This window comes from Pseudoxanthomonas sp. X-1 (assembly GCF_020042665.1).
GTDB lineage: Bacteria > Pseudomonadota > Gammaproteobacteria > Xanthomonadales > Xanthomonadaceae > Pseudoxanthomonas_A > Pseudoxanthomonas_A spadix_A.
The window spans coordinates 3,603,920-3,624,293 of record NZ_CP083376.1 but is presented as its reverse complement, the minus strand read 5'-3'; the positions used below and the strand labels follow the sequence as shown (position 1 = coordinate 3,624,293).

The window sequence follows — 20,374 nt, the reverse complement described above, 5'->3', positions numbered from 1 at the left end:
CGAAGGCGAGGTGTGGAGCAGCGCCGCCGGGCGATGGGTGTCGCCGGGTGTCGTCCTGTTCCAAGCCCACGCGGCCTGCCGCGCCGGGTGGGCTTGGAACAGGACGCGGCCTCCAAGCGAGGCCGCGCCTGTGGGACCGGATTACGAGATCAGCTTCAGCACCGACTGCGAGGACTGGTTGGCCTGGGCCAGCATCGCGGTACCGGCCTGCTGCAGGATCTGGTTGCGGGTCAGCGCAGCCGATTCCTTGGCGTAGTCGGTGTCCTGGATGCGGCTGCGGGCGGCCGACAGGTTCTCCGAGGTGGTCGACAGGTTCGTCACCACCGAGCTGAAGCGGTTCTGCACCGCACCCAGGCTGGCGCGCGCGGTGTTGACGGCCTTCAGGGCGTTGTCGATCTGACCGATCGTGGCCTGGGCGGCGGTGAAGCTGCTCACGTTGGAGCTGGCGATACCGGTGGTGGTGACCGTGGCCACGGTGCCGTTGGCGATGCCGGCGATGGTGGCGTCGTTGACCGAGCCGGCGACCACGATGGCGTTGCCGGCCAGCGAGACCTGGCCCGAAGCGGCGTCGTAGGACGCGCCCACGCCGCTCTGGCTGGACACGCGGTTGATGGCCTCGACCAGCTGGCTGGCGCGTTCCTGGGCGCTGCCAGCGGCGCTGATGGCGCCGATGTCCACGCCGTTGATGGTCACGCCGCCGGCGGCGATGGCCGTGGCGAAGCCGGTCAGGCCGGAGGAGGCCACCGCGGTCGCGGCGCGGGTGTAGCTGCCGCCCAGCGACGAGACCTGCGCGTTGACGCCGGTGATGGAGATGGTCTGGCCCGCGTCGGCGCCGACCTGGAAGCTGAAGCTGTTGGTGTTGTTCAGCAGCGCCTGGCCGTTGAACTTGGTCTGCGAGGCGACGCGCTGGATTTCGTCCTTCAGCTGGGTCACTTCCAGGTTCAGGGCGTCACGGTCGTCCTGCGAGTTGGTTGAGTTGGAGGCCTGCACGGCCAGTTCGCGGATGCGCTGCAGGTTGTCGCCGATGGTGCTCAGCGCGCCTTCGGCGGTCTGCGCCAGCGAGATGCCGTCGTTGGCGTTGCGGGCCGCCTGGTCCAGGCCGCGGATCTGCGAGGTCATGCGCTGGCTGATGGCCAGGCCGGCCGCGTCGTCCTTGGCGCTGTTGATGCGCAGGCCCGAGGACAGACGCTGCAGCGAGGTGGCCAGGTCGTTGCTGGACGCGGACAGGTTGCGCTGGGCATTCAACGACATGGTGTTGGTGTTGATGACAGACGACATGAGAAGTCTCCTAGTTGATGGGTCCGGCGGCGACTGAGAGGGTTGGGGCCGGTTCCGCAGGGTGTGGCCGGGATTGGCCCTCTCCGCTGCTGATAGGGTTATCGGCGCGGTCGGCGCCGCCTTTAGCCCCGGGTCGAAAGAAAACCGACCATCCTTCCCGAGGCGACTTGCCAAACACGGGTGCAACCAGCTGCGCGAAGCGGACGTGCCATGTGGGTCATGCCGCGACACCAACGCGCTCGGGCCCGGTAACGGCGACACCGGCGCGGACTTGAGTCCGGATCAAAAAACCGCTTGTTTTGCGCTGTTTTCCGCGCTCGTTGGATCGAAGATTCTGTTGCGAGAGCACGTGGTGGCGTGGGCCTTCGCGGGAGCCGCCATGGCGGCGATGGGGCGTGAACGTGACAGCCCACCGCCGCCGTGGCGGCTCCCGCCAGGAAGCCGGACGGCAGTCGCTTTCTGTGACCTACATCAAATCGAACAGTGACTTGCTTTGCACCGCGAGCATCGTCTTCTGCGCCGCCTCCAGCGCCACCTGCTGCAGCGAGAGCCGGCTGGCCGCCTCGGCCGGGTCGACGTCGCGCAGGTTGGAGAGGGTGGTCTGCAGGCTGATGCCATAGGCGCTGCGCGCGTCGGTGGCGTCGTCCAGCGCGGCCAGGCGCGAACCGGTCTGCGAGCGCGACAGCAGGAAGTGGTCCTGCGCGGTGGTCAGGTCGCCCAGCGCGCCGTTGAGCGCGTTGCTGCGCGCGGCCTTCTGCGCGTCGGTCGTCGCCGGCGTCTCCAGCGCCGTGGCCAGGCTGTCCAGCGTGCTGAAGATGTCGCGGTTGGGCGCCTTGCCCAGGGTGAAGGTGTCGCCGGCCGCGGGCGCGCCGGTGAGGGTCATCTGGATGCCGCCGCCGCTGATCGCGCTGCCGGCGGTGTAGGTGCCGGTGGAGACGACCGCGCCGCTGCCGTCCAGGATCTGGTAGCTGTCGGCCGCGGTGAACTTCACCGTGACCGACTGCCCGTTCCAGACGCTGCTGTCGATCACCGAGCTGCTGCCCAGCACGCCGCTGCCGGTGTTGCCGGCGCCGACGGTCGCGGCGCTGATGCCGTCGCCGGTGCGCACCCGCAGGAACAGGTCGCTGCCCGGATCGGTCCCCGCCACCTTGAGGTTGGGCGCCACCTCGACCTGGTTCTGGCCGTCGTCGCCGACGTAGGTGACCTGGCCGCTGGCGTCCTGCGCGAAGGGGATCACGCCGTCGCGCGCGCCGGCGAACAGCTGCTTGCCGGTGCCGTCGTCGCGGTTGGCGATGGCCAGGATGGCGGCGCGGATCTGGCGCAGCTCGTCGGCGATGGAGGCGCGGTCGCTGTCCGAGGCGGCCGCGCTGTTGGCCTGGATGGTCAGCTCGCGCGCGCGGTCCAGCTGCGTGCCGACATCGCTGAGCGCCTGCTCCTGCGAGCGCAGCCGGTGTTCGAGCAGCGCCGCGTCCTTGTCCTGCTGGTCCAGCGTGGACAGCGCGTGGTCCAGGCGCTGGGCCTGGGCCATGCCGGCCGGATCGTCGGCGGCGGTGATCAGCTTCTTCTGCGTGGTCAGCTCCAGCTGCGTGCGCGAGACCTTGGACTGCTGGGCCAGCATCGCTGCCAGGCTCTGCTGGTGGATGCCGTTGGTGGAAAGACGAAGGGTCATGGGACGTCTCCTAGCGCGCCACGGCGGACAGCAGGGTCTGGAAGAGGGTGTCGGCGGTCTTGATCACCTGCGCGGCGGCCTGGTAGGCCTGCTGGAACTTCATCATGTCGGCCGCCTCCTCATCGAGGTTGACGCCGCTGACCGATTCGCGCTCGGCGCTGACCTGCGAATCGATGGCCTGCTGCGCCTCCAGGCTCATCTGCGCGTGGCTGGCCTCGCTGCCGGCCTTGGCGGTGAGCTGGCTCATGACCATCGTCAGCGACTGGGTGCCGCCGCTGAGCGTCTGGGTGGTGTCCAGGGTCGAGAACAGCTGGGCGTTGGCATTGCTGGACGAGCGTGCCGGCGTGGGCGCCAGGCTGAAGCTGTCGCCCGCGGTGGGCGTGCCCTTGAGCGTGATCGACCAGCCGCCGGCCGGGTCGGCGATCGCGCCGCCGGCATAGGTCTGCGGACTGCCACCGTTGATGGTGTAGGTGGTGTCGTCGATGAACTCGATGTGGGCGCCGCTGAAGGAGGCGAAGGCGCCTGGACTGGTCACCGCGGTGCTGGCCACCGTGGCCTTGCCCAGGTTGCCGGTGGCGGCGCTGGCGCTGATGGCGCCGGCCGCGGCGATGCCGCTCGGATCGCTGATCGCCACCGCCAGGCTGCCGGCCGCGCCGGTGGTCGGCCGCACGGTGAACTTGTCGCCCTCGGCCGCGGTGCCGGACAGCACCAGCGAGACGCCCTGCACCACGAACGGGTTGCCGGCCGAGCCGTCGCCGCTCATCGGCACCACCGCGCCGGTGTCGGCGCGCTGGGCGGTCCAGCCGCTGCCGCTGTAGCGCAGCACGATGTCGCTGCCGGTGAGCTGGGACACATCGCGGATCGTGGCGCTCAGCCCCGCCGAGCCGGTGTTGGCCGTGTTCGCCGTCACCCCGGGCGCGGCCAGCTTGAACAGCGCCGCGCCGACCTGGCCGTTGTAGTCCACGCCGCTGGCCTGGGCCTGGTTGAAGGCCACCGCCAGGCCGGTGGCCAGGCGGCCGAGTTCGGCGCGCGCCGGGTCGAGCACGCCGCTGCGGAACTGCAGCAGCCCGCCCAGTTCGCCCGAGACCGAGGCGTCGGGCAGCCGCACCGGTGTCCCGTTGCCGGTGTCCAGGCCGACCTGCAGGCGGTCGGGCCGGTCCGGGTCCTGCATCGCGGTCAGCGCGCTGGCCTTGGCGCCGACCACCAGCGGCTGGCCGCCGGTGGTGAACACGCTGAGCGAGCCATCGGTCTGCTTGACCGTGGTGGCGCCGACCAGCCCGGCCAGCTTGGTCACGCGCAGGTCGCGCGCGTCGAGCAGTTCGGCCGAGGCGTTGGCGCCGGCCGAGGAGATGGACTTGTTGAGGTCGGCGATCTCCTTGGCCAGCTGGTTGGCCTGGTCGATCTTGTTGGACAGGCTGGCATCGGTCTCCTCGTCGATGGTCGACAGCTGGCCGTCGAGCGAGCTGAAGCGCCCGGCCAGCGACCTGGCGGCGGCCAGCATCGCCTCGCGCGCGCTGGTGCTGGTCGGATCGCTGGACACCCCGCGCGCGGCGTCGAAGAAGGCCGACATCGGCGTGGACAGGCCGGTGGCCGAGTCGGACAGCAGCGAGTCGATCCGCCCGGCCATCGACGAGAGGCTGGTCAGTCGCCCGACCTCGCCACTGCTGTCGATCTGGCGGGCGAACACCAGCCCGTCGGCCAGGCGTTGCAGCGAGGCCACGTCCACGCCCTGGCCGCTGTTGCCCACGCCGGCGGCGATGTTGTTGCCCACGCGCGCGGCCAGGCTCACCCGCTGGCGGCTGTAGCCCTCGGTGGTGGCGTTGGCGACGTTGTTGCTGACGGTGCCCAGCGCGCGCTGGAAGGCCATCAGGGCCGAGCTACCGGTGGAGAGCAGACTGGTCATCGCGCGGTCCTGTCAGGAGTCAGTAGCGCGCCACGGCGCGGTAGCGGTCGCCCAGCGCGGCGAACACCGAGCTGCCCACGCCGGCATTGGCGGTGGAACCGGCCGGCGCGGCCGAGGCCAGCCGCGCATCGTTGCCGTAGGCCCCCAGCGCATTGCCGGGCAGGCTGGCCAGCGCGCGGTTGATCGTGGCGCCGTTGGCGATGGCGGTCAGCTTGGAGGCGTAGTGCGGGTCGGTGGCGTAGCCGGCGCGCTGCAGCGCGGTGGCGAAGCGGTGCGTGTCCTGGCCGGTGCCGCGCGCGCCGGCGTAGCGTTCGTTGCCCAGCAGGCGGGTGTAGTCGGCGAAGCTCTCCGCGGCCGAACCATAGGCGCGGAAGTTGGCGCGCTCGGAGCGGCGCACGCCGTTGCTGTATTCGGTGGTGGCGACGTTGACGCTGTCGCCGTCCCAGCTGGCGCCGGCCTTGATGCCGAACAGGTTGTTCGAGGTGACCCCGCCCTTGCCCGCCAGGCGCCGGCCCCAGCCGGTCTCCAGCGCCGCCTGGGCGACCAGCGCCTTGGCCGGCACGCCCAGCGCCTGCGCGGCCTTCTGCGCATGCGGCCAGATCGACTGGACGAAGGCCTCGGGACTGCTGCAATCCAACTTGCAGTCCTCGTCGACCGGCGGCGGCAGCGGCATCGCCGTGGCCGGCAGCGCCTGCAGCGATACCCCGGCATGCGAGGCCGCCAGCGACAGGCCACCGGCGCCGGCCACCGGCGCCGTGCCGGAGGACGCATTGGGCGCGCGCAGCGGCAGCACGCCGGACAGGGGAAAGGCGCTGGCACGCGTGGCCGTGTCCAGCCGCATCGGCGCGCCCTGCGTGGCGCGCGCCGACGGCAGGGTCGTATCGAGTGCCTGGCCCGCCGCGCTGCCGCCGTTGTCGCGGCTCAGCTGCTTCTCGATCACCGCCTGCAGCCCCAGGCCGCGGCCCTTGGTGAGCTCCTTGGCCAGCTGCTGGTCGTACATGTCGCGGTAGGTGGTGTCGCCGCCGGCCAGCGGATCGCCGCCGGTGGTGCCGCGCATGGACTTGACCAGCATCGAGGCGAACTGGGTTTCCAGTTCCTTCGAGGCCTTCTTGATCTGCTCGGGCGAAGCGGTATGCGACTTCGTCAGGGGCAGTGCAGTGGTGCCGGGCAGCTGCAGGGTCATGGCGGTAGGTCGGGCGGGCCGGAAGAGCGGTGTCGTTCCTTGCTAGGCAAGAGCTGTGCCGTGGGGTGTCAAAAGGTCGGCGGGGTTTTTGGAGCCGGGAATCGGGATTCGGGATTCGGGATTCGGGATTCGGGATTCGGGATTCGGGATTCGGGCAGCGGCGTCTCCGACCTCGGGGTCTGCTCCCTCCCTTGCGAAGCAGGGGAGGGCTGGGGAGGGGTTGGCTTTTGCTTTTGCTGTTGCTGTTGCATCAGCGAAAAAGCGACGCTTCCGCCCCCTCCCCTTCGCTGCGCGAAAGGGAGGGGGCGGAAGCGTCGCTTTGGGCGCGTGGACCGCGAATGCCGGCACTTCAATCCGCGGCATCGACTTGCCGCCACTTGGGCCTGGCCCCTCACCCCTTAAATGATCTCCAACTCCGCCCGCAGCGCGCCGGCGCGCTTCAGCGCTTCGAGGATCGCCACCAGGTCGCCGGGCGCGGCGCCGACGGCGTTGACCGCGCGGACGATGGATTCCAGCGAGGTGCCGCCCTGGAACATGAACATCTTGCCGCCCTCGGCGGTGGCGCTGATGGTGGACTGCGGCACCACCGCGGTCTGGCCGCCGCGCGAGAAGGGTTCGGGCTGGCTGACCAGGTTGCTCTCGCTGATCGACACGGTCAGCGATCCATGCGAGACCGCCGCCGGCAGCACGGCGATGTTGCCGCCCATGACCACCGTGCCGGTGCGCGCGTTGACCACCACCTTGGCCGCGGCCGCGCCGGGGCTGACGTCCAGCGATTCGAGCTGGGCCATGAAGCCGATGCGGTTGCCGGGCGGGGCGGCGATCTGGATGGTCACCGGATCCACCGCCTGCGCGCGGCCGTTGCCGAAGGTGCGGTTGACCGCATCGACGATGCGCGAGGCGGTGGTGAAGTCGGCCTCGTGCAGGTTCAGGGTGACCAGGCCGTTGTCGGCGCCGCCGCCGGGCGCGGGACGTTCGACCGTGGCGCCGTTGGGAATCGAGCCGCCGTTGGGCGCATTGACCGAGATCTTCGAGCCGTCCTTGCCCGAGGCGCCGAAGCCGCTGACCACCAGCGTGCCCTGGGCCATCGCGTAGATCTGGCCGTCGGCACCACGCAGCGGCGCCATCAGCAGCGCACCGCCGCGCAGCGAGCCGGCGTTGCCGATCGAGGACACGGTCACATCGATGGTCTGGCCCGGCTTGGCGAACGGCGGCAGCTCGGCCTGGATGGCCACCGCGGCGACGTTCTTCAGCTGCGGATTGGTGCCCGGCGGCAGGGTCACGCCCAGCTGGTCGAGCATGGTCTTCAGGCTCTGCACGGTGAAGGGCGTCTGGCTGGTGCGGTCGCCGCTGCCGTCCAGGCCCACGACCAGGCCGTAGCCGACCAGCTGGTTGCCGCGCACCCCGGCCACCTGGGCCAGGTCCTTGATGCGCTCGGCCTGGGCCGGGGCGGCGATGAGCGCGGCCAGGGCCAGCACGGCGGTGACGAGACGGGAATTCGAAGCACGCATGGCGGCGTTACTCAGTAGGGCGCGGCGGCGGAATTGAAGAAGCGGCTCAGCCAGCCCATGGCGTTGGAACGCGCCACGGCGCCACGGCCGCCGTACACGATGCGGGCATCGCCCACGCGGTCGGAGGTGATGCGGTTGTCCGGGCCGATGTCGGCCACGCGCACGATGCCCTGCACCTGCACAAGCTCGTCGCCCTGGTTCAGGCGCACCTGCTTCTCGCCGGCCACGCGCAGGTTGCCGTTGCCCAGGCGCTGGACCACGGTCACGGTGATGTCGCCGTCCAGCGAATTGCTCTGCTGGGTGTCGCCGGCGCCGTTGAAGCCGCGCTTGGCGTCCACTTCGGCCTGCAGGATGTTCTTGCCGTTGTAGGTCACGCTCTGGCCTAGGATGGTCGGCGCGCCCATGGCGATGCTGTCGTTCTTGCTGATGCCGGTCTTGGCGTTGGACTTGGCGCTGGTGCTCTCCACCAGCACGATCGTCAGCAGGTCGCCGACCTCGCGCGCCTTGTTGTCCTGGAACAGGCGGATGCCGCGGTTGCCGCTGCCGTCGGCGGCCGTGGCGAAGATCGACCCCCCCCCATCGCCCGGCGCCGGCTGCGCGTAGCCCGGCTGCGGCGAGGGCAGCTGGGTGTACTGGCCCGGCGAACGGCCCAGCAGGGTGTTCTTGTCCAGCCCCTGCTGCGGCGCCAGCTGGTCGGAGAAGGGACGCACGTCGCCGACCACCGTGGCGCAGCCGGTAAGCGCGCCGAGGGCGGAGGCGAGGGCGATGGACAGGAGCACACGCATGGCGGCGGTCACAGGTTCTGGTTGAGGAAGCCCAGCATCGAATCGACGGTGCTGATGGCCTTGGCGTTGGTTTCGTAGGCGCGCTGGGTCTCGATCATCGACACCAGCTCCTCGACGCTGTTGACGTTGGAGCCTTCCAGCGAGCCCTGGATCAGCAGGCCGGCGCCGTTCTCGCCCGGCGTGCCGGTCTGGGCCGGACCGGAGGCGCCGGTCTCGGTGTACAGGTTGCCGCCCTTGGACTGCAGGCCGGCCGGATTGACGAAATCGGTGACGGTCAGCTGGCCCACCTGCGTGGCCGCGGCCTGGCCGGCCAGCTGCACGCTCACGGTGCCGTCGCTGCCGATGGTGATGCTCTGCGCGCCCTCGGGGATCTGCAGGCCCGGCTGCACCGGATAGCCCTCGTTGGTCACCAGCTCGTTCTCGGCGTTGACCTGGAAGGCGCCGTCGCGGGTATAGGCCGACGAGCCATCGGGCAGCAGCACCTCGAAGAACCCGCGGCCGTTGATCGCCACGTCCAGCGCGTTGCCCGTCTGGCTCAGGTTGCCCTGGGTGAAGGACTTGGCCGTGGTCGCCACGCGCACGCCGGTGCCGGTGGACATGCCCGAAGGCAGCATCGTCTGCTCGGAGGTCGCACCGCCGGGCTGGCGCTGGGTCTGGTACAGCAGGTCCTCGAAGTTGGCACGATCGCGCTTGAAGCCGGTCGTGTTGATGTTGGCGAGGTTGTTGGAGATGACCGCCATGCGCGTCTGCTGCGCGTCGAGGCCGGTCTTGGCGATCCAAAGCGCCTGGGTCATGGCAGTGCTCCGTTACGGGAAGGAACGAGGTCAGCTCGAACGCAGCAGGGAATTGGCGCTCTGCGCGGTCTCGTCTCCGCTGTGCAAGACGCGTACCTGCATCTCGAACTGGCGCGCCAGCTCGATCATCGACACCAGCGAACCGGTGGCATCGACATTGCTGTTCTCCAGCACGCCGGTGGACAGCACCGCGCCGGCCGCCGGCGTTGGGGCCGGCGCACCCGGCGCCTGGCGCATCAGCCCATCCTCGCCGCGGGTCAGGTTGGAGGTGCCGGTCTGCACCACCTGCAGGCGGCCGATCTGGGTCATCGACGAGGCGGGCGAGCCCTGCGGAATCACCGAGATCGTGCCGTCGGCGCCGATGTCCATGCCGTCGTTGGGCGGGATCACCATCGGCGCGCCGCCGGCATCGAGCAGCTGCAGCCCCGAGGACGTGGTGAGCAGGCCGTTCTGGGTGATCTTCAGGTCGCCGGCGCGGGTGTAGGCGGTGCCGCCGTTCCTGTCCTGCACGGCGAACCAGTGGCCCGGGTCGAGCGCCACGTCCATGCCGTTGCCGGTCGTGCTGAGCGAACCGCTGGCATCGGAGACGCCGACCAGGCGCTGGGCGGTGGCCACGCGCGAGGCCAGCCCGTTGCCGGTCACCGGCATCGCCTGGGTCGCGTCCAGCGTGGCCTGGAAACCCACGGTCTGCGCATTGGCCAGGTTGTGGGACACGGTCGCCTGCGACTTGAGCGTCGCGCTGGCGCCGGTCATGGCGATGTAGAGGGCTCTGTCCATGCCCGGAGCATGCAAGCGGTGTGCCGGGGGTGAGGAGCGAGCAGTGAGTTGAGAGGAGTGGGCGGGAAGCGCGATCCGCAAGCGGGACGCAGCAAGACGTCATCCCGACACGGCTTGCAGCCGCCGAAGCGACAGCGCCGGCACAGGGCCGGCGCTTCGCTTTGGCTTTTGGCCCCCTCCCTGCCTTGCGAGGGAGCGGGCGGGGCGATTACCGCAGGTTGATGATCGTCTGCGTGATCTGATCCTGGGTCTGGATCATCTGCGCGTTGGCCTGGAAGTTGCGCTGGGCGCTGATCATGCTGACCAACTCGGCGGTCTGGTCGACGTTGGAGGCTTCCAGCGCGCCGCCCTGGACCAGGCCGAAATCCGAGGTGCCGGCCGCGCCGCGCACCGCCTGGCCCGAGGCGAAGGTCTCGGCGAAGGCGTTGTCCCCCTTCTGCTGCAGGCCCTGCGGGCTGGCGAAGCTGCTCAGGGCGACCTGGCCGATCGCCTTGGTCACGCCGTTGGAGTAGCTGGCCTGGACCACGCCCTCGGACGACACCGAGATGCCCGACAGGCTGCCGGTGCCGTAGCCGTCCTGGTTCAGCGCCGACACGGCGAACTTCTGCCCGTACTGGGCGGACTTGCTCAGGTCCAGGCTCAGCGCCATCGCTCCGGCGCCGCCCTGCGGAGTGTAGGCCGGCAGGGTCAGCACGCCGTTGGTCGGGCTGACCAGGGCGCCGGCGGAGTTGTAGGTCACCGTCTGCGGCCCGCCCACGCTGACCCCGTCGATCTGGGTCTGCACCGTCCACTCGTTGGGGTTGGCGGTCTTGGTGAAGTACAGCGACTGGCTGTGCGCGGCGCCCAGCGAGTCGTATACCGTCAACGAGGTCGTCTGGTTGTAGGTGGTCGGGTCGGCGGCGTTGAACGGGCTGTTGGTCGGCACGCTGGCGTTGCCCGGCAGGGTCACGCTGGCCTGGATCTTCGAGGTGACCTTGGGCGGCGCATCGCCGGTGGCCAGCTGCAGATCGCTGAGCTTGCCGGTGTTGAAGCTGGTGCCGTCCTCGTTGGGCGCGAACACCTGCAGGCGCTGTCCGGAGGGATTGACCACATAGCCGCTGGCGTCGGTGCTGAAGTTGCCGGCGCGCGAATAGACCGTGCTGCCGTTGTCGGACAGGGTGAAGAAGCCCTGGCCGGAGACCGCCATGTCCAGCGAGTTGCCGGTGAAGTCGATGTTGCCCTGGGTGAACTGCTGGGCCACCCGCTGCAGGCGCGCGCCGGCGCCGGTGGCGTTGCTGGACACGCCGTAGACCGAGGCGGCGAACACGTCGCCGAACTCGGCGCGGCTGCTCTTGAAGCCGGTGGTGTTGGTGTTGGCGATGTTGTTGGAGACGACGTTCAGGTCGGACGAGGCGGCGTTCATGCCGCTCAGGGAAATGCGGAAGCTCATGGAAGGTTCTCCGTGGAGGCGTGACGGTGAGAGGGATCAGCTGACGCGGCGGATCGAGGACAGCGGGAAGCCGCCCACCCCCGCCAGGTTCAGGGTCAGTCCGGTGGACTCGATCGAGACGCTGTCCACGTGCGCCATCACCCCGATGTCCAGGGACGTGGCGGATTTCATGTCGGCGGCGGCCACCGCGCCGGTCACCGCCTTGAGGGTGTAGGTGCCGGTGCCGGCGGCCGTGCCACCGTCGGTCAGGCCGTCCCAGTGGAACGCGGTGGCGCCGGACGCCGCCGCCTCGACCTGCAGGGTGCGCACCACGTTGCCGTTGGCATCGGTGACCTGCAGGGTGACCGGGCCGGCGGTGGCGGCGGTGATCTCGCCGTCCAGCGAGGCCCCGGCGGTGTGCGCGACCGAGGAGGCGGTGACCATCGCATCGTGGCCGACCAGCGAGGCCGCGCGCAGGGTCTGGTCGGACTCCATGACGCTGGCCATCGAGCCCATCGCCGTCTGCATGCCTTCGATGCCCTGCACCGTGGAGAACTGCGCCAGCTGGCCCAGGAACTGTTGGCTGTCCAGCGGCTTGAGCGGATCCTGGTGCTTGAGCTGTTCGGTCATCAGCTTGAGGAAGTCGGCCTGGCCCAGCGCGCCGGTCGAGGCGTTCTTGCCACTGGCGTTCTTGGCGGCGGTGCTCAGGCCCAGGGCGCTGAGGGTGTCGGTGCTGGAGGCGGTGGTGACCATGGGCGTGGGTGTGATCCGAAGGGGAGGGCGCCTTAGCGGCCCATGTTCAAGGTGGCGGTGGCCGTGTCCTTGGCGCTGTTGAAGACCTCCACGTTGGCCTGGTAGCTGCGCGTGGCCGAGATCAGGTCGACCATCTGCGCCACCGGATCGATGTCCGGCGCGTAGACGTAGCCGTTGCCGTCCGCCAGCGGATTGCCTGGTTCGTAGCGCTTGATCGGCGCGGCGTTGGAGTCCTGCACGGCGGCGGTGCGCACGCCTACCAGCGCCGGGTTGTTGCCCACCTGTTCGGTGGTGAACACCGGCTGCTTGGCGCGGAACACGCTGTTCGGATCGCCGGAGACCGAGTCGGCGTTGGCCAGGTTGGAGGCGACCGTGCTCAGCCGCACCGACTGGGCGTTCATCGCCGAACCGGCGACGTCGAAGATGGGCAGGTTGCTCATGGCGGGACCTCGCTTACTGGCCGGTGATGGCGGTCAGCATCGACCGCACCTTGGATTCGATGAACGACAGCGAGGCCCGGTACTCCAGCGTGGCCTGGGCGTAGGCGGCGTTCTCGCGATCGCCATCCACGGTGTTGCCGTCCAGGCTGGGCTGGCTGGAGGGGCGGTAGAAGTGCGCCGCCGCGCCGGCCTGGCCGATGGCGTTGCCGCCCTCCAGCGCATTGGCGCCGGCCGGGGCCTGCAGGGCCGCGCCCAGGGCCGCGTTGAAGTCCAGGTCCTGCGCCTGGTAGCCCGGCGTGTCGGCGTTGGCGATGTTCGAGGCCAGCAGCTGCAGCCGCTGCTCGCGCAGGGCCAGCGCAGTGCCGTGGATACCGAGGAAGTCGGACATGGGACGCTCCGGGACGGATGTACGTCCAGGGCAAGGCAAGCGGCGTGCCACGGCCGCCGCGCGGGCGCGGGTGTCGGGATGCCGACGGCTTCTGCACGCGGGTGCTTGCCCACTTACGCGCGCGAGCACTAACTGGGGTTTGGGGCGACAGCGCGCTCGGCACGGTCGCACGTCGGCGAGCGCTGGATCGGGCGCCGTGCTCGCGACCGCCTTGCCAAAAATCCGGCACCTGCGACGCACTGCGCAGTTCGCGCCGCTCAGCCCCCTCGCGCGCGCCTCGCGATGCGGCGCTGCTCTCCCTCCCTGGCGATGCTGCCTGGCCCCCTCCCTTGCGAAGCAGGGGAGGGCTGGTGAGAAGCCAACAAGGCCTTCGCGCACTATCGCTGGTGGGGTTGGCTTTTGAATTTGTTGTTGTTGTTGCCGTTGCCGTTGCCACCTCTCGCCCATCCAGAAAAATCAAAAGCACCCCTCCCCCTCAGTCGCTGGCCGCGACTTCGAGCTCCCCTTCGCTTCGCGAAAGGGAGGGGGCGATCCCGAGGACTGAAAGGGCATGGCACCCCCCGGCACAGGACTTGCACCCGCCCGGGCATGAACCGATGCCTCGCTTCCGTCGTCCTGTCCCTGGCCGCGCTGGCGCCCGGCACCGGCCGTGCCGCCGATCTGCAGTCGCTCGACGCCGTGCGCGCCGCGGCGCTGCAGGCGGTCGGCGGCCCGCAGGCGCAGGGCGAGGCGCGCCTGGACAACGCGCTGCGGCTGGTGGCCTGCACCCGGCCGCTGCAGGCCGTGGCCCAGGGCACGCGCATGGCCCAGGTCCGCTGCGACGACGCGCCGGGCTGGAAGCTCTTCGTCCCGGTGACCGTGCGCCGCGAGGCCGACGTGGTCGTGGCCGGCGGCCCGGTGCGTCCGGGCGATCCGGTGGCCAACGCCAACCTGGTCGTCCAGCGCCGCGACCTGGGCACCACCGAAGGCGCGACCTTCGCCAGCCCCGAGCAGCTGGCCGGCGCCATCGCCGCCCGCGCGCTGTCGGCCGGCGACATCGTCACCGCCGGCGACCTGCAGCAGGGCCAGCCGCTGCGCCGCGGCGACCCGGTGGTGCTGGTCTCGCGGGTGGGCGGGGCCGAGATCCGCATGCCCGGCGTGGCCCTGGGCAACGCCCAGGCCGGCCAGCGCGTGGCCGTGCAGAACAGCGCCTCCAACAAGGTGGTGCGCGGCCGCGTCTCGCTGGTCCCCGGCGAAGTGGATGTGGTCCAGTGAAGCTGAACGGGCACATGACAAAAATTGTCACCCAGGTCTCAAGTTCCCCCCGGGGGCGCCGTTACCGGGTTCGACTGAAGCACTTCAGGAGTGCCCCATGAGCTACAAGATCGACGGATTGCCGCCGGCCGCACAGGCCGCCACCGTCGCCGCCACCCTGGCGGCCACGCGGGTCGGTGGCGCGCGCAACGAACCCATTTCCGCCGCGGCCGAGCCCGACCGTCTCAGCCTGACCGGCGACGCGGAAGGACTCAAGACCATGGCACGTGAACTGGGATCGGCACCGGCGAACATCGACATGGGCCGCGTCAACGCGCTCAAGAACGCCATCGCCCAGGGCCGCTACACGATCGACGCGCAGGCCATCGCCTCGCGCATGCTGGACCTGGACCGCGAGCTGGGGGGCTGACCATGAGCACCGCCACGCTGGAACACGGCCCGTTGGGCGCACTGGAGCAGGCGCTGCAGGAAGAGCGCCGCGCGCTGCTGGACAACGACGTGATGGCCCTGCTGGCCTCCACCGAGGCCAAGGTGCGCGCGCTGCGCCAGGCCGAGGCCCATCCGCCGCCGGCCGCCGCGGCCGCGCGGCTGGACGAGCTGCGCCGGCTCAACCAGGCCAACGGCGTGCTGCTGGCGCGCCGCCGGCGCGAGGTCGACTGGGCCCTGCGCCACCTCGGCCGCGTCGAATCCACCGGCACCTACAACGCCGCCGGCCTGGCCGGCACGCGCGCCCAGGGCCGCAGCCTCGCCGTGGTCTGAGCGGTCGGGCCTGCCGCCCGCCGGCGGGCCCGAGAGGCTCGGCATGCGTGCCGACGCCCTGTAGGCTGTGCGCCGTGCGCTCCGCCACGCGCCGGCCGGCTTCGCTCGCGACGGATCCTCCCACCCGTTCCAGCAACCCTCCACGCGCGCCGGCCGGGCCCGATCCCGCCCCGCCTTCGAGGAGTTGCCCGTGATGAAAGCCGTCCTGTCCGTCGCCCTGTGCGCCATCGCCCTGGCGGGCTGCACCGATCAGGAAGCGCAGCGCCGCGAACAGGCCGCCCAGCAGGCCGCCGCGCAGACCAAGGCCGCCGACGCGCTGGCCGCCCAGTTCGACGAGGCCTATACCGCGCAGAACTGGGACCTGGCCCGCGCCCATGGAAGCGCCCTGCTGCAGCAGTATCCCGACACGCCGGCCGCGCAGAGGATCCAGGCGCACTACGACGAGGCCAAGGCCAAGGCCGACGTCGCGCGCGAGCAGCGCCGCCTGGCCAACCTCTGGAACTACAACCAGGTGATGATCGGCAAGGGCGCGCAGGTCTCGGCCTCGATCATGAGCCGCGACCCGCTGGACACCGACGGCAGCGGCCGCAAGCAGGACGTGCAGCTGGTGTTCCGCGACCACCCCGAGTGGAAGCGCAGTGCCTATCTGGTGCTCAAGGCGGGCGACTTCCCGTGCCTGAAGGGCTGCAAGGTCAAGGTCAGCGTGGATGACGGCAAGCCCCGGACGATGGACGCCTGGCGCCCGGATACCGACGAGGCGATCGCCATGTTCATCGAGGACTACAAGGGCCTGTGGAAGCTGGCCGCGCAGGCGCGCACGCTGAAGATCGAGTTTCCGGTCAAGGCCGGCGGCACGCGCACGGCGGAGTTCGAGACCGGCGGCCTGGACACCGCGCAGATGCCGGGGTGGGGCGGGAAGTAGGCGATGGCTCGTCCGCGCGGATCTGGGATCCGGCGTCAGAAGCAAGCCATCCGCGCAGCCGTCATTCCCGCGTTCGCCGGAATGACGGTCTTGGGGTCTTCGCGGACATCGGCGTTCAAGGCAGCGAGTTCCCTGGGGCGCTGATGCGCCTGCGGCATCTGCTCATGGTCGATGCTTATCACCGCGCCACGCACGGCGTGATGCACTGGCCGGCCTCGATCCGCCCGGGAGCCGCCCATTGATCCGCGTGCCTGGCGATGACCTCGCCACCTCACCCCGTCCCCGTCACGCCGCCGCCCGATGCGCAGGCCTCGCGAGGCGATGTCGCCGGCCTGCGGTCTGCCCGCCACCCGCGCTTTCGACGATTGGGCTATACAGCCCGGCGGGCGCGGGCGACTAAAGTCCTGCACACGTCATCTGGCTGACAAAGCCGTCACACCCGCATGCCACGCGGCCGAAGCCGCGCTCGGGCATGCACAAGCACATCGGGAGAGAACATGAAGCGGACACTGCTCACCGCAGGTCTTCTGTGCGCCGCGGGCGCTGCGAGCGCGGCGGACTGGCCGACCAGCTACAAGTTCGACAACGGCGGGCAGCTGGGCATCACCGGCAACTTCGCCTACGACCAGAACCACTTCAGCGGCGACGACGCGCGCTTCGAGAACGCCGACGACATGCGGCGCAAGGAGTTCGGCGCGTTCTACAAGCTCGACGGCGTGTTCGAGATCGGCGCCCAGTACGACTACCAGTCGCACCTGTGGCTGGACGTGGCCGCGCGGTTCCAGACCAAGGCCTGGTTCGGCAAGGACTACGGCGCCATCCGCGTGGGCTACTTCAAGACCCCGATCGGCCTGGATTCGGTCGGCGCCTCGCGCACCATCTCGTTCCTGGAGGCGCCGCTGGCCACCCAGGCCATCTACGAAGGCCGGCGCACCGGCGTGGAGTGGTCGCTGACCCGCAAGACCTGGAACGTGCAGCTGCAGGCGCTGTCCGGCGCGACGATGGAAGGCACCAACTCCGGCACGACCATGGCCGGGCACTTCGCCTGGACCCCGCACAAGGCCGAGGGCGATGTCATCCACCTCGGCGTGGGCTACTCGGTCGAGAACCCGGACGCCACCTCCACCCGCGTGCGCACCAAGATCGAGGCCGGCCTGACCGACACGCGCCTGATCGACAGCGGCGCCCTGCCGGGCACCACCCACATCGAACGCGGCGGCCTGGAGTTCATCCGCATCGCCGGCCCGTTCACCGTGCTGGCCGAGCACCTGGAGGAGCAGGTCGCGCGCGATGGCTACAGCGACTTCCGCGCGCAGGGCAACACCGTCTACGGCAGCTGGATCGTCACCGGCGAGTCGCGCCCGTACAACGGCACGCTCGGCAACGTCGTGCCCAAGAACCCCGCCGGCGCCGTGGAACTGCTGCTGCGCTACAGCGACCTGGACCTCAACGACGCCGGCATCCAGGGCGGCTACCAGCACGACTGGACCGTGGGCGCCAACTACTACTACTCCAAGCACTTCAAGGTGCAGGCCAATTACATCAAGGCCTACAGCCGCCGCGCCGGCGTGGAAGTCGACCCCAACGCCTTCGAAGTGCGCGCGCAGGTGATGTTCTAAGCGCGAAGCGCCGCGTCCTTCGATGTGGAAGAAAGCGGGCCCTCGGGCCCGCTTTTTTTGTTACCCAATCGCGGACGGCGAGGGTTCCGAACTTCTGCGCAAAACGAAGCCCTGTGACCAGACGCGCGCGGCAGCGGTCCGGCGGGCGGTGGCCGCGCCAAGCGAGGCAGGACGCCGAGCGCCCGACTCAGGGCAGGATGCCCTGATGGAGGGAAAAGCGGCCACCGCCCGCCGGACAGCTGCCCTTCCGAAGCCAGGATGCTCCACTGCAATGCGGTCCACGACCGCGAAAGAACCTGCTCTTGGTGCACCGGACGAAAGTCCTTGGGTTTCGCATTCGCGGGAACGAGAGGGCACAGAAGGCGGGGCGGCCCGACCCAGCCGAGGGAAAATCGGCCCCACCCGCCGGACCACTGCCCGTCCGAGGCCAGAGCGCTCGCAACCGCCGCGATCCCAGAACCGGCAGAAGCGCAAAACAAAGGCGGCCCAAAGGCCGCCCCCTTCACACCCAAGCCGCAGCCAGCCGCCTTACAGCGCGTAGCCGAACTGCTGCTTGAACTGGTCGTTGAACTCGTCGAAGTCGAAGCGCTGGTTCTGCGTGCCCGGATGCTCGACCTTGAGCGCCCCCATCAGATTGCCCATGCGGCCGATGGTCAGCCAGTCGCAGCCGCGCTCGATGCCGAAGATCAGCCCCGCGCGGAACGCATCCCCGCAGCCGGTCGGATCCACCACCCGGCGCTCGTGCGCCGGCGGAATGTCGTAGGTCTTGCCCGGCGTGTGCACCAGCGCCCCCTTGGGGCCCTGCGTGGTGATGTAGGCCTCCACCCGCGAGACGATGTCCTGCTCGTTCCAGCCCGTGCGCTCCTGCAGCAGGTTGGACTCGTAGTCGTTGACGACCACGTAGTTGGCCTGCTCGATGAAGGTGCGCAGTTCCTCGCCGTTGAACAGCGGCATCGCCTGGCCCGGATCGAAGATGAAGCGCACCCCGCCCTCGGCGAACTCCTGCGAGTTCTGCAGCATGCCCTCGCGCCCGTCCGGCCCGACCAGCCCGATGGTCACCCCGGGCACGTCCTTCACGTGGTTCTCGTAGGACCGCATCATCGCCCCCGGATGGAAGGCGGTGATCTGGTTGTTGTCGTGGTCGGTGGTGATGAAGGCCTGCGGCGTGAACAGCTCATCGATCACCTTGACGCAGGACAGGTCGATCCCGAGCGACTCGAAGTGCTCCCGGTACGGCCCGAAGTCCTGGCCCACCGTGCCCATCGGCAGCGGCTTGCCGCCCAGCAGATGCAGGTTGTAGGCGATGTTGCCGGCGCAGCCGCCGAACTCGCGGCGCATGCGCGGGACCAGGAAGGACACGTTCAGGATGTGCACCTTGTCCGGCAGGATGTGGTTCTTGAACTGGTCCGGGAACACCATGATGGTGTCGTAGGCGAGGGAACCACAGATCAGTGCGGACATTGGCTCGTGTCTGGCTGGCGTTGGCGCGGCCCGCCGGCGCGGGTCGCACGCGGCAGGCTCGGGTAAGGGGGACCGACCCGACCGGGGCGGCAAACGCCGACAAGGGTATCGCCTGGGGCCGGGCAGAGCCAGACGCGCGTGACGTCGCCGGCCGCGCAAGGCCGCAAGCGCCTTGTTCAGCCAGCGATTTTCCTTGTATGGCGCAGGGGGGATTGCTAGGCTAGCCGACCTCTTTTTTGCCCATTTTTTCGCCAGCGGCGCGACGGGCATTCGCATTCCTTTCGAAGGATCTGGTCCCCCGATGTTCAAAAAGCTGCGCGGCATGTTCTCCAACGACCTGTCCATCGACCTGGGCACGGCCAACACCCTGATCTACGTGCGCGGCCAGGGCATCGTGCTCAACGAACCTTCGGTGGTCGCCGTGCGCCAGGACCGCGCCATCGGCGGCACCCGCTCGGTCGCCGCGGTCGGCTCGGAGGCCAAGCAGATGCTGGGCCGCACCCCCGGCCACATCACCACCATCCGCCCGATGAAGGACGGCGTCATCGCCGACTTCACCTACACCGAGGCGATGCTCAAGTACTTCATCAAGAAGGTGCACAAGTCGCGCGTGCTGCGCCCCTCGCCGCGCGTGCTGGTGTGCGTGCCGGCCGGCAGCACCCAGGTCGAGCGCCGCGCGATCAAGGAATCGGCCGAGGAGGCCGGCGCCCGCGACGTCTACCTGATCGAGGAGCCGATGGCCGCGGCGATCGGCGCCGGCCTGCCGGTGACCGAGGCGCGCGGCTCGATGGTCATCGACATCGGCGGCGGCACCACCGAGGTGGCGGTGATCTCGCTCAACGGCATCGTCTACTCGCAGTCGGTGCGCATCGGCGGCGACAAGTTCGACGAGTCGATCACCAATTACGTGCGCCGCAACCACGGCATGCTGATCGGCGAGGCCACCGCCGAGCGGATCAAGGTCGAACTGGGCTGCGCCTACCCGCCGCCGGTGGTGGAGGAGATGGAGATCTCCGGCCGCAACCTGGCCGAGGGCGTGCCGAAGATGATCCGGATCAACTCCAACGAGGTCCTCGAGGCCCTGCACGAGCCGCTGTCGGGCATCGTCAGCGCGGTCAAGCTGGCCCTGGAGCAGACCCCGCCGGAGCTGTGCGCCGACGTGGCCGAGCGCGGCATCGTGCTGACCGGCGGCGGCGCCCTGCTGCGCGACCTGGACAAGCTGATCTCCGAGGAAACCGGCCTGCACGTGCAGGTCGCCGACGATCCGCTGACCTGCGTGGCCCGCGGCGGCGGCCGCGCGCTGGAGCTGGTGGACATGCACGGCAACGAGTTCTTCGCGCCGGAATGAGGGCAGCGCAGGGACCGGAGCCCAAGGACCACAGGCCAGTGCAAGGCGCCTGATCGTCCGTCTCCGGTGTGTGCGCCGTCGGTGCCGCCCGCGTTCGCTGCTTCCTGATCCCTGGCCTCCGA

The 20,374-nt window shown here is 69.9% G+C and carries 20 protein-coding genes; 6 read left to right on the top strand and 14 right to left on the bottom strand.

The genetic code is table 11. The features are described from left to right. Positions 1-141: 141 nt before the first annotated feature. The 12 genes from LAJ50_RS16315 to flgB all read right to left on the bottom strand — a co-directional run bounded on the left by LAJ50_RS16315 (position 142) and on the right by flgB (position 12,889). Positions 142-1,278 carry a flagellin gene (locus LAJ50_RS16315; RefSeq protein WP_138654822.1) on the bottom strand — a complete coding sequence of 379 codons (1,137 nt, stop codon included), beginning with the start codon at positions 1,276-1,278 and terminating at the stop codon, positions 142-144. Between the two features lie 466 nt (positions 1,279-1,744). Further along, a complete protein-coding gene (gene flgL / locus LAJ50_RS16310; protein WP_138654820.1) occupies positions 1,745-2,947 on the bottom strand; it encodes a flagellar hook-associated protein FlgL in 1,203 nt (400 codons plus the stop codon). A gap of 10 nt (positions 2,948-2,957) precedes the next feature. Then, positions 2,958-4,850, bottom strand: a complete 1,893-nt coding sequence (flgK, locus tag LAJ50_RS16305) for a flagellar hook-associated protein FlgK (RefSeq protein ID WP_138654818.1) — start codon at positions 4,848-4,850, stop codon at positions 2,958-2,960. A 19-nt stretch (positions 4,851-4,869) separates the two neighbouring features. Continuing rightward, positions 4,870-6,033 (bottom strand): flagellar assembly peptidoglycan hydrolase FlgJ, encoded by a 1,164-nt coding sequence (gene flgJ, locus LAJ50_RS16300; protein WP_138654816.1) that lies wholly within the window; start codon positions 6,031-6,033, stop codon positions 4,870-4,872. A 398-nt stretch (positions 6,034-6,431) separates the two neighbouring features. Beyond that, positions 6,432-7,544, bottom strand: a complete 1,113-nt coding sequence (locus LAJ50_RS16295; RefSeq protein ID WP_130550144.1) for a flagellar basal body P-ring protein FlgI — start codon at positions 7,542-7,544, stop codon at positions 6,432-6,434. 11 nt (positions 7,545-7,555) lie between these two features. Next, positions 7,556-8,329 (bottom strand): flagellar basal body L-ring protein FlgH, encoded by a 774-nt coding sequence (locus tag LAJ50_RS16290; RefSeq protein WP_138654814.1) that lies wholly within the window; start codon positions 8,327-8,329, stop codon positions 7,556-7,558. An 8-nt stretch (positions 8,330-8,337) separates the two neighbouring features. Continuing rightward, entirely contained in the window at positions 8,338-9,123 is a 786-nt protein-coding gene (gene flgG, locus LAJ50_RS16285) for a flagellar basal-body rod protein FlgG (protein ID WP_130550142.1), read from the bottom strand. Positions 9,124-9,153: 30 nt separating this feature from the next. Beyond that, on the bottom strand, positions 9,154-9,900 hold the full coding sequence (locus LAJ50_RS16280; RefSeq protein WP_138654812.1) for a flagellar basal body rod protein FlgF: 747 nt from the start codon (positions 9,898-9,900) through the stop codon (positions 9,154-9,156). Between the two features lie 208 nt (positions 9,901-10,108). After that, positions 10,109-11,329, bottom strand: a complete 1,221-nt coding sequence (gene flgE, locus LAJ50_RS16275; RefSeq protein ID WP_138654810.1) for a flagellar hook protein FlgE — start codon at positions 11,327-11,329, stop codon at positions 10,109-10,111. A gap of 36 nt (positions 11,330-11,365) precedes the next feature. After that, complete coding sequence (locus LAJ50_RS16270) at positions 11,366-12,061, bottom strand: flagellar hook capping FlgD N-terminal domain-containing protein (protein WP_130550139.1); 696 nt, start codon at positions 12,059-12,061, stop codon at positions 11,366-11,368. Between the two features lie 32 nt (positions 12,062-12,093). Further along, positions 12,094-12,501, bottom strand: a complete 408-nt coding sequence (gene flgC, locus LAJ50_RS16265) for a flagellar basal body rod protein FlgC (protein ID WP_130523233.1) — start codon at positions 12,499-12,501, stop codon at positions 12,094-12,096. 13 nt (positions 12,502-12,514) lie between these two features. Continuing rightward, the gene (flgB, locus tag LAJ50_RS16260) at positions 12,515-12,889 is read right to left on the bottom strand and encodes a flagellar basal body rod protein FlgB (RefSeq protein ID WP_130550138.1); all 375 of its coding nucleotides are present in this window, start codon (positions 12,887-12,889) and stop codon (positions 12,515-12,517) included. 588 nt (positions 12,890-13,477) lie between these two features. Here flgB and flgA point away from each other — a divergent pair. From flgA to LAJ50_RS16240, 4 genes are all read left to right on the top strand, one after another. After that, complete coding sequence (flgA, locus tag LAJ50_RS16255; RefSeq protein WP_138654808.1) at positions 13,478-14,143, top strand: flagellar basal body P-ring formation chaperone FlgA; 666 nt, start codon at positions 13,478-13,480, stop codon at positions 14,141-14,143. A gap of 97 nt (positions 14,144-14,240) precedes the next feature. Further along, positions 14,241-14,552: a flagellar biosynthesis anti-sigma factor FlgM gene (gene flgM / locus LAJ50_RS16250; protein WP_171044666.1), complete on the top strand. Its 312-nt coding sequence runs from the start codon at positions 14,241-14,243 to the stop codon at positions 14,550-14,552. A gap of 2 nt (positions 14,553-14,554) precedes the next feature. After that, on the top strand, positions 14,555-14,902 hold the full coding sequence (locus LAJ50_RS16245) for a flagellar protein FlgN (RefSeq protein WP_224096346.1): 348 nt from the start codon (positions 14,555-14,557) through the stop codon (positions 14,900-14,902). A 193-nt stretch (positions 14,903-15,095) separates the two neighbouring features. Then, on the top strand, positions 15,096-15,824 hold the full coding sequence (locus tag LAJ50_RS16240) for a hypothetical protein (protein ID WP_130550134.1): 729 nt from the start codon (positions 15,096-15,098) through the stop codon (positions 15,822-15,824). Positions 15,825-15,859: 35 nt separating this feature from the next. Here the strand turns inward: LAJ50_RS16240 and LAJ50_RS16235 are convergent, their stop codons facing one another. Then, entirely contained in the window at positions 15,860-16,030 is a 171-nt protein-coding gene (locus LAJ50_RS16235; protein ID WP_171044690.1) for a hypothetical protein, read from the bottom strand. A 291-nt stretch (positions 16,031-16,321) separates the two neighbouring features. Here LAJ50_RS16235 and LAJ50_RS16230 point away from each other — a divergent pair, with 291 nt between their 5' ends. After that, complete coding sequence (locus tag LAJ50_RS16230) at positions 16,322-17,443, top strand: porin (protein WP_171044691.1); 1,122 nt, start codon at positions 16,322-16,324, stop codon at positions 17,441-17,443. Between the two features lie 528 nt (positions 17,444-17,971). Here the strand turns inward: LAJ50_RS16230 and LAJ50_RS16225 are convergent. After that, positions 17,972-18,904, bottom strand: coding sequence for a carbohydrate kinase family protein (locus LAJ50_RS16225; RefSeq protein WP_130550133.1), 933 nt, complete (start codon positions 18,902-18,904; stop codon positions 17,972-17,974). A 301-nt stretch (positions 18,905-19,205) separates the two neighbouring features. Between LAJ50_RS16225 and LAJ50_RS16220 the strand changes: the two genes are divergently transcribed. Further along, positions 19,206-20,252 (top strand): rod shape-determining protein, encoded by a 1,047-nt coding sequence (locus LAJ50_RS16220; protein WP_130515619.1) that lies wholly within the window; start codon positions 19,206-19,208, stop codon positions 20,250-20,252. Positions 20,253-20,374: the final 122 nt, after the last annotated feature.

Excerpts from the sequence above, each read along its gene's own strand:
- flgB (WP_130550138.1), bottom strand. The coding sequence starts at position 12,889 with ATGTCCGACTTCCTCGGTATCCACGGCACTGCGCTGGCCCTGCGCGAG.
- flgG (WP_130550142.1), bottom strand. The coding sequence starts at position 9,123 with ATGACCCAGGCGCTTTGGATCGCCAAGACCGGCCTCGACGCGCAGCAG.
- LAJ50_RS16295 (WP_130550144.1), bottom strand. The coding sequence starts at position 7,544 with ATGCGTGCTTCGAATTCCCGTCTCGTCACCGCCGTGCTGGCCCTGGCC.
- LAJ50_RS16240 (WP_130550134.1), top strand. The coding sequence starts at position 15,096 with ATGAAAGCCGTCCTGTCCGTCGCCCTGTGCGCCATCGCCCTGGCGGGC.
- flgA (WP_138654808.1), top strand. The coding sequence starts at position 13,478 with ATGAACCGATGCCTCGCTTCCGTCGTCCTGTCCCTGGCCGCGCTGGCG.
- flgL (WP_138654820.1), bottom strand. The coding sequence starts at position 2,947 with ATGACCCTTCGTCTTTCCACCAACGGCATCCACCAGCAGAGCCTGGCA.
- LAJ50_RS16315 (WP_138654822.1), bottom strand. The coding sequence starts at position 1,278 with ATGTCGTCTGTCATCAACACCAACACCATGTCGTTGAATGCCCAGCGC.
- flgE (WP_138654810.1), bottom strand. The coding sequence starts at position 11,329 with ATGAGCTTCCGCATTTCCCTGAGCGGCATGAACGCCGCCTCGTCCGAC.
- LAJ50_RS16220 (WP_130515619.1), top strand. The coding sequence starts at position 19,206 with ATGTTCAAAAAGCTGCGCGGCATGTTCTCCAACGACCTGTCCATCGAC.
- LAJ50_RS16280 (WP_138654812.1), bottom strand. The coding sequence starts at position 9,900 with ATGGACAGAGCCCTCTACATCGCCATGACCGGCGCCAGCGCGACGCTC.
- LAJ50_RS16230 (WP_171044691.1), top strand. The coding sequence starts at position 16,322 with ATGAAGCGGACACTGCTCACCGCAGGTCTTCTGTGCGCCGCGGGCGCT.
- LAJ50_RS16270 (WP_130550139.1), bottom strand. The coding sequence starts at position 12,061 with ATGGTCACCACCGCCTCCAGCACCGACACCCTCAGCGCCCTGGGCCTG.
- flgK (WP_138654818.1), bottom strand. The coding sequence starts at position 4,850 with ATGACCAGTCTGCTCTCCACCGGTAGCTCGGCCCTGATGGCCTTCCAG.
- flgC (WP_130523233.1), bottom strand. The coding sequence starts at position 12,501 with ATGAGCAACCTGCCCATCTTCGACGTCGCCGGTTCGGCGATGAACGCC.
- flgJ (WP_138654816.1), bottom strand. The coding sequence starts at position 6,033 with ATGACCCTGCAGCTGCCCGGCACCACTGCACTGCCCCTGACGAAGTCG.
- LAJ50_RS16290 (WP_138654814.1), bottom strand. The coding sequence starts at position 8,329 with ATGCGTGTGCTCCTGTCCATCGCCCTCGCCTCCGCCCTCGGCGCGCTT.
- LAJ50_RS16225 (WP_130550133.1), bottom strand. The coding sequence starts at position 18,904 with ATGTCCGCACTGATCTGTGGTTCCCTCGCCTACGACACCATCATGGTG.
- flgM (WP_171044666.1), top strand. The coding sequence starts at position 14,241 with ATGAGCTACAAGATCGACGGATTGCCGCCGGCCGCACAGGCCGCCACC.
- LAJ50_RS16245 (WP_224096346.1), top strand. The coding sequence starts at position 14,555 with ATGAGCACCGCCACGCTGGAACACGGCCCGTTGGGCGCACTGGAGCAG.